This window comes from Tumebacillus lacus (genome assembly GCF_026410385.1).
GTDB lineage: Bacteria > Bacillota > Bacilli > Tumebacillales > Tumebacillaceae > Tumebacillus > Tumebacillus lacus.
Window position 1 is genome coordinate 81,440 of record NZ_JAPMLT010000014.1, and the last position, 13,456, is coordinate 94,895.

A 13,456-nucleotide genomic window follows, 5' to 3' on the forward strand; every position below is an offset into this window, starting at 1 on the left:
AAGCTAAATGTGCATTACGGAGAGCGGTTTGTACTTTATAAAAATTTGTAAACGGGAAGAAGGAGCGAGGGTGAAAAAGGTCGGGATCATCTATCTGCTGATGCTACTCGTGCCGCTGTTCTGGGGCGGGGCGTTTGGGGCGGGGAAGCATGTGGTGACGGAGTTGCCACCCTTTACGACGGCGGCGATCCGGTTTGGGATGGCCAGCGTGTTGCTGGTGATCTGGTTGACGGTGCAGAAGGGCTGGGATTGGCAGCTGATGCGGGAGCGGTGGAAGGGGCTCTTGTTCGTGTCGGTGACCGGGATCTTTGCGTACAACGCGTTTTTCTTCCTCGGGCTCCAGTACACGTCCGCGACGAACGGGTCGCTGGTCGTGTCGATGAATCCGATGACGACGACGCTGCTCGCCGTGCTGTTTCTCGGCGAGGTGTGGAACCGGCAGATCGGGTTCGGGATGGTGCTGTCCTTGCTCGGGGTGCTGACGGTCATCTCCGGCGGATCCCTCGATGTGATCCGCACCTTGTCGTTCAACGTCGGCGATCTGATCTTGATCGGGGCGGTCCTCTGCTTCTCCACGTACGGGATCGTCTCCAAGGCGGTGCTCAAAGGCGTGCCGTCGCTGCTCGTGACGACGGTGACGATGACGATCGGCTCGCTGTTGCTCTTTGCCGTCTCGCTGTTTGAAGGCGGCTGGGGGCAGGTGCCTGCGATCTCCGGGCAGTCGTGGCTGGAGTTGGTCTACATGGCGGTGTGCGCGACGGTGGTGGCGTTTGTGATCTGGAACATGGGCATCGCCCGCCTCGGACCGAGCAAAGCCAGCGCGTATGTCAATCTGGTGCCGATCAATGCGATGTGGATCTCGTCGGTCTTTTACGGCGAGTCGCTGCATCTGTCGCAGTTGGTCGGGGTGGTACTGGTCATCGGCGGTGTGGTGCTGACGACGCGTGCGCCGGGGAAAAAGACCGCGCCGCTCCCGCAAAAAGGAGCAGAGGTGTAGTTTTCAGGCAAGTTTTGGGACAGGATAGTAGATGAACCGTTTCCATCGCGATCTCATATCCTATATAATAATGTTTGATTCTGTAGACAGGCGCGATAGGGTTTATTTGTAAAACGGAGCCAGTTCAGGTTTCAATATAGGATGGTGCAGCTTTTCCATGAATTTTGCAGAGACGATAGCGAAGATGAGAGGAGAGCACAACCTGGTGCTCTGTCATGATCAGGCTGACAGCGACGCCATCGGCGCCGCCTACGCGGTGTCCCGCTACATCGGGGCCGATGTGGGCGTGCCGGGGGCGGTGGCGACTCATGCGTACCGCCTGATGGACGAACTGGAGCTGGAGGTGCTGATCGCACCCGACCCGAGCCGCTACGACAATGTCGTGATCGTGGACGCCGCTTCGCCCGTGCAGTTGAAGGAATCGCTGCCCGACAGGTATTATTTTGTCGATCATCACCCGGAGAACACGTTGCGGGAGAAGGCGCTCGGCGGCCTGTATGATCAGGTGTCATCGACCTGCCAGTTGGTCTACCGCCTGCTGTGCGAGCTGAAGGCACCGCTCGACCGCAAGACCGGCCTCGCACTGGCGGCGGGGATCATGACCGATACGATCAATTTCCACAAAGGCGACTCGGAGGCGTTCCGCTCGTTCGGCGAGATCTTGGCGACGTGCGGGCTGACGTACGAGGAGATCCAGCGGCTGTACGTGGTCGACGAGCGCAAGGATCGCGGCGCAATCTGTCAGGCTGCGCTCGATGCGCAGAAGTACACGTTCAACGGCTATCACGTGCTGGTGACGACGATTGAGTCGAACATCCCGACGTTTGCCGCCCGGGCGCTGTTTGACCTCGGGGCGGACGTTTCCATCGTCGGGCACATGCGCGGCGAGGAAGCGGAGATCCGCATGTACATCCGCCAAGAGCTGTCCCAGAAATACAACATCAACGCGGCCCATGTGTTTAAGGCGGCACGCGGGATGGACGGAGGCGGCATCTGGGGCTACGCGCTGTTTGCCGGCTACCGGGCAAAGGGCGATCTGAAGGTGCTGCTCCCGAGCATCATCGAGCAGTTTTCGACGCTGCTTGGCGACGAGGAGTAAAAAAGCAGAAAAGAGGTTCTGTCGCAGATGACAGAACCTCTTTTTTTTATGTGCGGGTGAGCGAGCGGGCGAATCGAGCCAACAAGTCGAATCTCCGCTCGGAGTCGTATCCGTCAAAGAGGCGGCTGTGCAGGCGGCGACTGCGCGGGCGGCCGTCGAGGTAGCAGAACGCCTCCAGGTGGTCGCCGATGATCGTCTCGCGGATCTTCGCATAGTGCTCCGGCCCTTTGTGTGCAGAGCCGAGGCGCGCGTGCGGGATGCGGGCGAGGGCGTCGAGGTGCAGACCGGCGCGCGCGGCGTAGGCGAGCACGAGCGGCGGCTTGGCGAGGAAGTCGAGCGGGATGTGGCGCAGGAGGGCGCGGGAGACGATGTGCGGGCCGTGAGCCGGGTTGGAGAGCCCGAGCCGCCCTTCGAGGCCGAGCCGCCGGGCAAGGTCGCGACGCAGGGCGAGCAGCGGCTCGCGGGCGACGTCGAGGCCATGCGCGGTGCCGTAAGGATCGGTGAGCGCGAGGTCGAGGGAGAAGCGGCGGGCGCTGTCGATCAACTTGCCCAGTTCGTCGCGGTGGGGGCCGATCAGGTCGCCGTCGTAGAACAGCACGTGCTCCGCCCCTTTGCGGTAGGCGTAGGCGGCCCCGACGGCGCGGGGGATGTCGACGCCGAGCGCCTCGTCGAAATGCAGAAGGGTCAGGCGGCCGTCCTGCAGGGAGGCGGCGACGTCTCTCGTGTGATCCTGACAGCCGTTGACCACGACGATGAGATCGCGAAGGCCGGCCTGCCGCACGGTCTGGACCGCCTGCCGCAGACGGGTGCCTTCGTTGCGGGCGGGAATCACTGCGTACACGAGTCATCACCTCCTTGTACCTCAGTCTATGCGGCATGTGACCAAAGGGCACTGATCGGAATACACTGGGAGAGCACAGGAAAGGAGGGGGCTCGCACATGTGGAAAATCGGTGATCTCGTCACGCGCAAATCGTACGGCAAAGACATCTGTTTTCACATCGTCGAAGTCGAACCCGACAAAAGCGTGGCCACGCTCAAAGGGATCGAGGTCCGCTTGATGGCCGACGCCCCGCTCTCGGATCTCGAACGGGTGACGGAGAACGAACTGCGCCATTATCGGGAGAGCTACACGCGGGAGGAAAACGACTGCCTGCGCTTGATCCGAATGCGCCGTCTGGTCGAAGAGGAAAAGCGGATGATGCGTTCGGATGTCAAATTTCGCGCCAGCCACGATTTTTTTGAAAAGCCGGGACGCGTTCTGCATGTGGACGGGGATGTAAACTACCTGGACAAATGCTTGATGTTCTATGAAGAACTGCGCATCCCGGCGGTGGGTCATCATGTGAATGAGGCGCGGATGGCCGAGGTGTTGCCGCATTTTCTGGAGGAGTACCAACCGGACATCCTGATCCTGACCGGCCACGACGGGCTGCTGCGCAAGGGGCAGGATCTGGGCAACCTCTACAACTACCGCAACACGGAGAAGTTTATCAAGGCGGTCAAAGCAGCGCGGAAATATGAGCGCAGCTTTGACGATCTGATCATTTTTGCCGGGGCTTGTCAATCGCACTACGAGTCGCTCCTCGACGCCGGGGCCAATTTTGCTTCGTCGCCGCACCGGATCTTGATCCATGCGCTCGACCCGGTGTTTATCGCGGAGAAGATCGCCTATACGCCGATCAACCAGACGGTGAATATCTTCGACGTGGTCAAGTCGACGATCACCGGGACGGACGGTCTGGGCGGCTTGGAAACGCGAGGGAAATACCGGATCGGACTGCCGCGATCTCCGTATTAATCGCGGGTGTGGTTCTAAAGGGAAAGTAAGGCGAATGAAAGAGCTAAACTGACTTTTCAGACAACATTCGAGATTAATCCCTATTTTTTCTTTGTAAAGGTCGTTGACAGGTTTTTCGAGTCGCTGATATAATAGTTCGCGTCATTTGACAAAGTTCGTCATACATGCTACACTATGTACTGGAAAGAGGTGGTGTGTATGACAGCGAAAAACGCACTGAACGAGATCAAGCGCAGCCTCGACCGTCATGTCGGCGAGAAGATCTTGCTGCGCGCTAACGGTGGACGTCGAAAAACCATTGAGCGCACTGGCGTTCTCGAAGAGACATACCCTTCTGTTTTCGTCATCAAGTTGGATCAGGAGAACTCTTTCAAACGCGTCTCCTACAGCTACGCAGATATCCTCACCGAAACTGTAGAGCTTATGGTCTGCAATGATGATGGTGAAGTACGTCTGGCTTACGAGCCGGGATACTTAGAGGCATAAAATACAATCTTGACCCTGGAGCTTCTCATAACACATGAGAGGCTTTTTTCTTTTTTCCGGAATGGAGCATACTACCCCCATACGCCGGAACTCAAAAGGAGGAAGCACCTGTGGGACGCAGACGACGGGGCGGTGTGATGTCGGAGTCGTTGAAGTATGAGATCGCAAAGGACATGGGCATCCTCGATACGGTACAAAAGGAAGGCTGGGGCGGCATCAAAGCGAAGGATGCGGGCAATCTGGTCAAGCGGGCGATTGAGATGGCGGAGCGCTCCGTTTCGGATCGTCCGTAGCGTGATTTTGACAGGATCAGGGCGGTCGGTCTGGCACCGATTTCGCCCTGATTGTCATTTTGAAAACAAAACGGATGAATAACCGCTCGCAACAAGAGGGAAGACTGTCATCCTGAAGCAGTATTTCCAACTCCTAACAAGAATGAGGAGGCTATTCGTTTTGAGTATGCGAGGAGGCAAGTTGGTCATCATCGGCGGTGCGGAGGAGAAGCAGAACGATTGTGAAATTCTTCGCGAAGTGGTCCGTCTCGCGGGCGGCAAACATGCGCGCGTGGTCGTGATGACCGTTGCGACCGAATTGCCGATCGAGGTCGGGTCGGAGTACATCGAGGTCTTTGACCGGATCGGCGTGGCCGACGTGCGCATGTTCGACGTGTCAACGCGGGATGCGGCCGACCGTGCCAGCGCGATCAAAGCGATTGAGGACGCCACCTGCGTCTTTTTCACAGGCGGTGATCAGGTGCGCGTGACCAAACTGCTCGGCGGCACCAAAATGGATACGACCCTGCATAAGCGATATCAGGAAGATGGATTGATCCTCGCCGGGACGTCTGCCGGCGCATCGATGATGTCCAGCACGATGATCGTGACCGGCCTTGGGGAGACCAATCCCAAAGTCGGGATCGTCGAGATGGCGCCGGGGATGGAGTTTATCTCGGGCGTGGTGATCGATCAGCATTTTGCTCAGCGGGGGAGGTACGGACGTTTGTTTTCGGCGGTGGCTCAATACCCGCACCATATGGGGCTCGGCATTGATGAAAATACTGCCATCGTGGTGGAGGGCCAGGAGTTTCATGTGATCGGAGCAGGCGCGGTCTCTGTCATCGATGCGGCGCATCTCACCTATTCCAATCTGGAGCAGGTGCGTCATGGCGATGATCTCGCGCTGTTTGGCATCAAGATGCACATTTTGCCCCGAGGGTCGCGCTTTCACTTGCGCGACCGGGAACCGATTCCAGAAGCGGACACGGCGAAGACGTCCGAACGAACACGAGGAGTGGACAACGAATGAAAATCGAGGATATTCGGTTCATTCCCGGACCGAATCTCTATTTGCATCGGCCGGTGATGGTGATGCGTTTACATTTGGAACAGTATACAGGCACAGAGTCGTATGAACTCGCAGGCATGACGGAGCGGCTGCTCGGCGTATTGCCGGGGCTCCATGATCATCATTGCGCAAAAGGCGAGCCCGGCGGGTTTGTGGAGCGGCTCTACGGCGGTACATATATCGGACATGTGATCGAACATGCCGCGATTGAGATGAGTCAGCTCGCAGGACTCACCGCCAATCGCGGACAGACGCTGTACGCCGATGAGGGCGTGTACGATGTGATCGTCGAATGCCAGAACGAAGCGGCGATGGAGCATTTGCTGCGCAGCGCGTTCGATCTGATCGAAGCGATGATCGCAGGCGAGCCGTACTCGGTGGAGGCGGCTGTCGAGGAAGCGAAGCGGTTGATCGGCCGCACCGGGCTCGGAGAGAGTACGCGCTCCCTCGTGGAAGCGGCGGAGAAGCGCGGGATCCCGTGTTTCCGGCTGAACGGAGCCTCGCTGGTGCAATTGGGCAGTGGACGGCATTTGAAGCGCATCCAGGCGACGATCACTGAGCAGACGTCCTGCATCGGCGTGGACATCGCCGGCGACAAGGATCTGACGAAGGAGTTGCTCTATCTCGCCGCCATCCCCGTGCCGTATGGCCGGGTGGCAGGCGATGCGGAGGAAGCCGTGGAGATGTTCCGCGACGTCGGGGCCCCGGTGGTCGTCAAGCCGCTCGACGGCAATCAGGGCAAAGGCGTGTCGCTGAATCTCGTCACAGAGGCGGAAGTGCGCGACGCGTATGAAAAGGCGTCGTATTACGGCCCGGATGTGATCGTGGAGAGCTATCTGGAAGGCCGTCATTACCGGGTGCTGGTCGTCGGCGGCGAAGTGGTCGCGGCGGCGGAGCGGATGCCGGCCAGCGTGGTCGGCGACGGGGTGCATACGATTGAGAAACTGATCGCGCTGGAAAATGAGAATCCGCTCCGTGGCGACGGTCATGAGAAGCCGCTGACCAAGATCCGCATCGACGAAGCGGTGATCACCAAGCTGGCCCGCGCCGGACTCGCCATCGGCGATGTGCCGCACAACGGCGAGCAGGTGATGCTGCGCGACAACGCCAATCTGTCGACCGGCGGCACGGCGGCCGACCGCACCGGGGAGATCCACCCGAGCGTCGCCGATGTATGCAAGCGGGCGGCGAGGATCGTCGGCCTCGACGTGTGCGGGCTCGACCTCGTCTGCCCGGATATCTCGAGGCCCTTCGATGAGCGAAAGAGCGCGATCATCGAGGTCAACGCAGCGCCCGGCATCCGGATGCACACGCGTCCGAGCACCGGGGAGCCCCGCGAAGTGGGCGAGCGGATCCTCGACATGCTCTATCCGCCGGGGAGTGAGTCGCGCATCCCGGTGATCGCGATCACGGGCACCAACGGCAAGACGACGACGACGCGGATGATCGGGCATGTGATGCAGCAGACGACAGGCAAGACGGTGGGGATGACGTCGACCGACGGCATCTACATCGACGGGACGTGCATCGCCAAAGGCGACACGACCGGCCCGCGCTCTGCGAGGGCGATCCTGTGCGACCCGGGCGTCGACATCGCGGTGCTGGAGACGGCACGCGGCGGGATGGTGCGCGGGGGCTTGGGATTTGACTGGGCGGACATCGGCATCATCACCAACGTGCAGCCGGATCACCTCGGGCAGGATGGCATTCACAAAGTCGAGGACCTGCTCGCAATCAAATCGCTGATCGCCGAGCGGGTGCGTCCGGGCGGCACGGTGATCCTCAACGCGGACGATCCGAACATCCGCGAGCTGCCCAAGCACCTGAAACCGCGCCACCGGGAAGGGCGGCAGTACGTGTTCTTCTCGCTCGATCCGCAATCGCGCATCTTGCGCCGTCATCTGTCGGAAGGCGGGACGGGGTATTTCCTGCGCGACGGGGTGATCTTCGAGGCGGTCGGCGACACGGCACAGCGGATCATGCGGGCCGACGAGATCCCGGTGACGATGCACGGAGCGGCACTGTTCCACGTTGCCAACGCGATGGCGGCGATCGCAGCCTGCCGGGCGTACGGCCTGTCGAAGGAAAAAGTGGTCGAGTCTCTGCGCGGATTTCGCAGTGATCTGCACAATCCGGGGCGGGTCAATCTCTATCAGGTCGGACGCGGCTACGTGCTGGTCGACTACGGGCACAACCCGCACTCGTTCGCCGCGATCTGCGAGATGGCGGGCCGGATGCCGAACCGCCGCGTCACCGGCGTCGTCGGTGTGCCGGGCGACCGCAACAACGAGATCGTCTCCGAGTCGGGCCGCGTGGCGGCGAGCGGCTTCCACCGCTTGTTCGTCAAGGAGGACACCGACCTGCGCGGACGGCACAAAGGCGAGGTGGCCGACCTGCTGCACCATGCGATCCGGCGCGTCGACCCAAAGAAGGAGTGCCGGGTGATCCACAACGAATGCGAAGCGCTGGAGACGGCGTTGCGCGAGATCGAGGACGGCGAGCTGATCGTGGTGTTTTATGAAAAGCTCGCTCCGGTCCTCGACGTGCTCAAGCGGCACGATGCTGTTTCCGTCTCGCACATGTCGCTGTTTGACCAGGGCGGGGTCTTGAAAGCATAACGAACGGCGCGTCGGGAGGAACAGGGAAAAAGCGTCTTGGCACGCTTTTTTTCCTGTTGACGGGAGGAAAATGACCTATTGCATGGAACAGTATCGTGAAAAGAAGGAACAGAAGCGATGAAAGTAGGTCATTCTTATGTGGACTGAAAAAGCACAAGCGAAAATCAACCTCACCCTCGACGCGCTCTACAAACGCCCGGACGGCTACCACGAGGTGGAGATGGTGATGCAGACGGTCGACCTCTCCGACCACCTGACGTTCACCGAGCGGGAGGCGGACGAGATCGCGCTCTCCTGCACCGCTCCGTACATTCCGCTCGACGAGCGCAACTTGGTCTACCAAGCGGCGAAGTTGATGAAAGAGACGTTCGGCGTGCAAAAGGGCATCCACATCCACATTGACAAGCGCATCCCGGTCGCAGCAGGCCTTGCAGGCGGCTCCAGCGACGCGGCGGCGACGCTGCGCGGATTGAACAAAGTCTGGAACCTCGGCCAGTCGCTCGACCAACTGGCGGAGCTCGGCGCAAAGATCGGCTCGGACGTCCCGTTTTGCATGTATGGCGGAACGGCGGTGGCGAGAGGACGCGGCGAAAAGATCGAGCGGCTCCCGAACACCTGCCCGATGTGGGTCGTGCTGGTCAAGCCGCCGATCGCGGTGTCGACAGCAGAGGTCTACGGCCGTCTGCGCACCGATGAGATCGAAAAGCACCCGAGCACGAAGGCGATGGTGGAGGCGCTCGCCAAAGGCGATCTCCGACAGATCTGCGCCGAGATGGGAAATGTACTGGAAAAAGTGACGTTTGCGATGCACCCGGAAGTTGAGCGGCTCAAGTCGCAACTGCTCAAATTCGGCGCACCGGGCGCGATGATGTCCGGCAGCGGCCCGACGGTGTTTGCGCTGGTGGAACGCGAGGAAAAAGCGCTGCGCATCTGCAACGCCCTGCGCGGTTTCTCGCGGGAAGTGTATCTCTGCCGATTCTTTTAATAACAGAAGATGAGGGATCTTCGTGATCGATGCAATCGTGATGGCGGGCGGCCGTACAGACCGCCTGCCGCTTCCATATAAGGCGGACCTGACCCTCGGCGACCGGAGGATGGTCGACTATGTCGTCGCCGCTTTGCAGGCGGTGCCGGAGATCGGCGACGTGCGCGTCCATCGCGGCACTCACAAGGATCTCGTGCCCAATTTGCTCGATGCGCTGACCGATGTGGCCGACGACAGCCGCTATGTGCTGGTCGTCTCCTGCGACATCCCCTTTCTCACGCCGGAAGCGGTGCAGGATTTTCTCGGCCGCTGCGACGGGACGGCCGACGTGTACTACCCCATCATCTCCCGCGACGCCTGCGAACGGCAGTTTCCCGATGTGCGACGGACGTATGCGCGGCTGCGCGAAGGGACGTTTACGGGGGGCAATCTGTTTTTGATCCGGCCCGGCATCCTGCCGCCCCTGTCCGTGCGGCTGGAGCGGCTGTTTGCGTTGCGCAAGAGTCCGCTGCGGCTATCGAAGGAGCTCGGCTACGGGGTGATCGGACGATTTCTCCTCTCCGCGCTGTTCCGCACGCTGTCGGTGCACGCGCTGGAAGCGAGAGTGGGTCGGATCGCAGGTCTGCGGGCCAAAGCGGTGATCAGCGACTACCCGGAGATCGGAACCGACATCGACAAGGAGAGCGACCTGATCCTCGCCCGGCGAGTTCACTTGCTATAAACACGAAAATGGTGATATATTCAATGAATCAATGTTCGTGTTTTTGAAGGGAGATCAGCTTTGTGAGTAAAATGCGACGCAGTGAGCGCATCGTGCGATTGACCCAGATCCTGCTCGAACAACCGCATCGCGTGCTGTCTCTGACCGAGATGGCAGACAAGCTCTCCTCCGCCAAATCTTCGCTCAGCGAAGACCTTGCGATCATCCGCGAGGTGATGGAGGCGGAGGGCTTGGGCACGCTGGAGACGCAGGCGGGCGCGGCCGGCGGTGTGCGCTATGTACCGGGGTACCGCCGCGATCTCGGCTTGCGGTTTATTGAAGGGATCTCCGAGACCCTGACGGACGGCGATCGCATTTTGCCGGGGGGTTTCCTCTATATGTCGGACGTGCTCGGACTGCCGGAGGTGCTCGATACGGCGGGCAAGCTGTTCGCGTCCCGCTTTCGAGAGTCGGGCGCGGACTATGTGGTCACCGTCGAGACCAAGGGCATCCCGCTGGCGGTGGCGACCGCACGTTTTCTCAACGTGCCGATGGTCGTCGTCCGCCGCGATCACAAGGTGACCGAAGGCTCGGCCGTGTCGATCAACTACGTCTCCGGCTCGCGGCGCATCCAGACGATGTCGTTGTCGCGACGCTCGTTGCCGCAGGGGACGAAAGTGCTGTTGATCGACGACTTTATGAAAGCGGGCGGCACGTCGAAAGCGGTGATCGACCTGATGCACGAGTTTCATGTCGACGTGGTCGGCATCGGTGTGTTCATCGACACGGCTGAACCGCAGAACAAGATCGTCAAAGAGTATCTCTCGCTCGCCACCTTGCAAGAGGTGGACGAAGAGACCCGGCAGGTAAAAGTCGTGCCGGGCACGTATTTTGAAGAAGACGCATCTGAAGGAGGACGTTAATCTCATGGAAAAACAAATCATCTCCACCACCAACGCGCCGGCTGCCATCGGCCCGTACTCGCAAGCGGTCAAAGCGGGCAACATGATCTTCACCTCGGGTCAGATCCCGCTCCTGCCGAACGGTGAACTGCTCACCGGCTCGATCCAAGAGCAGACGCACCAAGTCTTCAAAAACCTGCAAGCGGTGCTCGCGGAAGCGGGCGCGACCTTGAACGACGTCGTCAAAGCGGGCGTCTTCATCGCCGACATGAACCAGTTTGGCGAGATCAACGAAGTGTATGCCCAATACTTCGGCGACCACCGTCCGGCTCGCTCCACCGTACAAGTGGCGCGCCTGCCCAAAGACGTCGGCGTCGAGATCGACCTGATCGCCATCGTCAAATAACAAAGCCTGCTGCACCATCGAAAGCGCCCCTGTTAACCGGGGGCGCTTTTTATTCGTTTAAGAGGTTAATAACGACATGACCCGGTTTTCGTATTTGCAAAAATAAACTAAAGTAGACCTGACAAACTTTTTAAAAAATTTTCTGTAGTAAGCAGGAATTAAGTCCCGAACCGTGGTATTATAAAAGTAAAGTTAGGCAACACGTACTACATCCATACTTTCGAGGTGACCAATTGTGCAAATTACAGACGTACGTCTTCGCAAAATGAACACGGAAGGCCGCATGAAAGCGATCGCCTCCATCACGATTGACCATGAGTTCGTCGTACACGACATCCGCGTGATCGACGGCAACAACGGGATGTTTGTGGCGATGCCGAGCAAGCGCACGCCGGACGGTGAGTTCCGCGACATCGCGCACCCGATCTCTTCCGAAACGCGGAAAAAAATTCAAGACGCTGTCTTGGACGCTTATTACCAAGCGGACGAAACCGAAGAAGTTGTCGAGGAATCGACGATTGCCTAAGCCAAATCGGCATACGTAAACAGACCTTGCATGCTCCCCCAGCGTGTCGAGGTCTGTTTTTTTTACGATATTTTGAAGTCGGTTGAAAAGGGTACCCCTTTAAGATATAGTTTGAAATGGACAACCTAAAGATCGTGTAAACTCTTCTACTCTTACATAACCGTTTTTTCGGAATCCTGATGGGAGGATTGTCAGATGGCAGGAACTTTTGCGGTGGTCCTCGCGGCCGGCCTCGGGACACGGATGAAGTCCAAGACGCACAAGGTGCTTCACCCGATCTGCGGCAAGCCGATGATTCAGCACATGCTGGACACCTTGAATACGACCGGATTTGACCGCAAGATCGTGGTCATAGGCAAATTGAAAGAACAGGTGATGGCGGCGCTCGGCGAAGGCTACGAGTACGCCGTCCAAGACGAGCAACTCGGCACCGCGCACGCGGTGATGATGGCACAGCCGCAGCTGGCAGGCGAGGACGGCACCACGCTGGTCTGCGCCGGTGACACGCCGATCATCCGTCCGGCGACGATTGAGAAGATGCTGGCGGAGCACCGGGCGAGCGGCGCGGCTGTGACCGTGCTGACCGCCATCGTCGACAACCCGTTTGGCCTTGGGCGGATCATCCGCGACGAGGAGACGGGCGACGTGCTGCGCATCGTCGAGGAGAAAGACGCGACGGAGGCGCAGCGGCTGATCCGCGAGATCAACTCGTCCGTCTACCTGTTTGACAACCGCCTGCTCTTTGACGCGCTCTCCAAGATCGATAACAACAACTCCCAAGGGGAATACTACCTGACGGATTGCCTGGAAGTGCTGCGCGGTGCAGGCCACAAGGTCGGCGCGTTCATCACAGATGATCCGAAGGAGATCCAAGGGATCAACGACCGCGCCCAACTGGCTGTGGCGAACGGGATCATCCGCGAGCGCATCGCGCTGGAGCACATGAAAAACGGCGTCACCATCGTCGATCCGGGCAACACCTACATCGACGCAGGCGTTGTGATCGGCGCGGACACCACCTTGCTGCCGGGCACTGTGCTCGAAGGCAAGACGGTGATCGGCGAGGGCTGCACCGTCGGCCCGAACGCGCACCTCAAGGACGTGACCGTGGGCGACGACGTCAAGATCCAGCACTCCGTGCTGACCGAGGCAGTCGTCGAAGATCTGGCGACGGTCGGCCCGTTCGCGTACCTGCGCCCGAAGGCGCACATCGGGAAAAAGGGCAAGATCGGCGATTTTGTCGAGATCAAAAACGCCCGCATCGGCGAAGGGAGCAAGGTCTCGCACCTTTCCTACATCGGCGACGCGGAGGTGGGAGCCGGTGTCAACGTCGGCTGCGGCACGATCACGGTCAACTATGACGGCGTGAACAAATACAAGACGATCATCGGCGACGGCACCTTCATCGGCTGCAACTCCAACCTCGTCGCGCCGGTGACGATCGGCAACAAAGCGTACATCGCCGCCGGTTCGACGATCACCGACGACGTGCCGGACGGTTCGCTGGCGATCGCCCGCGAGCGTCAGACCACCAAAGAAGGCTATACCGACAAATTAGATGCCCGTCTGCGGCAGAAAAAATAGTGAGGAGCT

General features: G+C 59.6%; 14 protein-coding genes. 13 read left to right on the forward strand and 1 reads right to left on the reverse strand.

Going from position 1 to position 13,456, the window contains the following annotated elements:
• The first annotated feature begins 70 nt into the window (after positions 1 to 70).
• On the forward strand, positions 71 to 997 hold the full coding sequence (locus OS242_RS18670; protein WP_267153212.1) for a DMT family transporter: 927 nt from the start codon (positions 71 to 73) through the stop codon (positions 995 to 997).
• A gap of 205 nt (positions 998 to 1,202) precedes the next feature.
• The gene (locus OS242_RS18675) at positions 1,203 to 2,096 is read left to right on the forward strand and encodes a DHH family phosphoesterase (protein WP_267153213.1); all 894 of its coding nucleotides are present in this window, start codon (positions 1,203 to 1,205) and stop codon (positions 2,094 to 2,096) included.
• Positions 2,097 to 2,142: 46 nt separating this feature from the next.
• Here the strand turns inward: OS242_RS18675 and OS242_RS18680 are convergent, their stop codons facing one another.
• Positions 2,143 to 2,937, reverse strand: a complete 795-nt coding sequence (locus OS242_RS18680; RefSeq protein ID WP_323372979.1) for a glycosyltransferase family 2 protein — start codon at positions 2,935 to 2,937, stop codon at positions 2,143 to 2,145.
• 98 nt (positions 2,938 to 3,035) lie between these two features.
• Between OS242_RS18680 and yabG the strand changes: the two genes are divergently transcribed.
• From yabG to glmU, 11 genes are all read left to right on the forward strand, one after another.
• Positions 3,036 to 3,896 carry a sporulation peptidase YabG gene (yabG, locus tag OS242_RS18685; protein WP_267153214.1) on the forward strand — a complete coding sequence of 287 codons (861 nt, stop codon included), beginning with the start codon at positions 3,036 to 3,038 and terminating at the stop codon, positions 3,894 to 3,896.
• Positions 3,897 to 4,094: 198 nt separating this feature from the next.
• Complete coding sequence (gene veg / locus OS242_RS18690) at positions 4,095 to 4,382, forward strand: biofilm formation stimulator Veg (protein WP_267153215.1); 288 nt, start codon at positions 4,095 to 4,097, stop codon at positions 4,380 to 4,382.
• A gap of 137 nt (positions 4,383 to 4,519) precedes the next feature.
• Positions 4,520 to 4,675 carry a small, acid-soluble spore protein, alpha/beta type gene (locus tag OS242_RS18695; protein WP_267153265.1) on the forward strand — a complete coding sequence of 52 codons (156 nt, stop codon included), beginning with the start codon at positions 4,520 to 4,522 and terminating at the stop codon, positions 4,673 to 4,675.
• A 166-nt stretch (positions 4,676 to 4,841) separates the two neighbouring features.
• On the forward strand, positions 4,842 to 5,687 hold the full coding sequence (locus OS242_RS18700; protein WP_267153266.1) for a cyanophycinase: 846 nt from the start codon (positions 4,842 to 4,844) through the stop codon (positions 5,685 to 5,687).
• Positions 5,684 to 8,344, forward strand: coding sequence for a cyanophycin synthetase (gene cphA / locus OS242_RS18705; RefSeq protein WP_267153216.1), 2,661 nt, complete (start codon positions 5,684 to 5,686; stop codon positions 8,342 to 8,344). The genes OS242_RS18700 and cphA overlap by 4 nt, the downstream gene beginning before the upstream one ends.
• Positions 8,345 to 8,480: 136 nt before the next feature.
• Positions 8,481 to 9,329, forward strand: coding sequence for a 4-(cytidine 5'-diphospho)-2-C-methyl-D-erythritol kinase (gene ispE / locus OS242_RS18710; protein ID WP_267153217.1), 849 nt, complete (start codon positions 8,481 to 8,483; stop codon positions 9,327 to 9,329).
• A gap of 22 nt (positions 9,330 to 9,351) precedes the next feature.
• Positions 9,352 to 10,050: a glycosyltransferase family protein gene (locus OS242_RS18715; protein ID WP_267153218.1), complete on the forward strand. Its 699-nt coding sequence runs from the start codon at positions 9,352 to 9,354 to the stop codon at positions 10,048 to 10,050.
• A 62-nt stretch (positions 10,051 to 10,112) separates the two neighbouring features.
• Positions 10,113 to 10,952 (forward strand): pur operon repressor, encoded by an 840-nt coding sequence (purR, locus tag OS242_RS18720; RefSeq protein WP_267153219.1) that lies wholly within the window; start codon positions 10,113 to 10,115, stop codon positions 10,950 to 10,952.
• A gap of 4 nt (positions 10,953 to 10,956) precedes the next feature.
• Complete coding sequence (locus tag OS242_RS18725) at positions 10,957 to 11,337, forward strand: RidA family protein (RefSeq protein WP_267153220.1); 381 nt, start codon at positions 10,957 to 10,959, stop codon at positions 11,335 to 11,337.
• Between the two features lie 235 nt (positions 11,338 to 11,572).
• Positions 11,573 to 11,863 (forward strand): septation regulator SpoVG, encoded by a 291-nt coding sequence (gene spoVG, locus OS242_RS18730; RefSeq protein ID WP_267153221.1) that lies wholly within the window; start codon positions 11,573 to 11,575, stop codon positions 11,861 to 11,863.
• Between the two features lie 195 nt (positions 11,864 to 12,058).
• Positions 12,059 to 13,447: a bifunctional UDP-N-acetylglucosamine diphosphorylase/glucosamine-1-phosphate N-acetyltransferase GlmU gene (glmU, locus tag OS242_RS18735; RefSeq protein ID WP_267153222.1), complete on the forward strand. Its 1,389-nt coding sequence runs from the start codon at positions 12,059 to 12,061 to the stop codon at positions 13,445 to 13,447.
• The last annotated feature ends 9 nt before the right edge of the window (positions 13,448 to 13,456 follow it).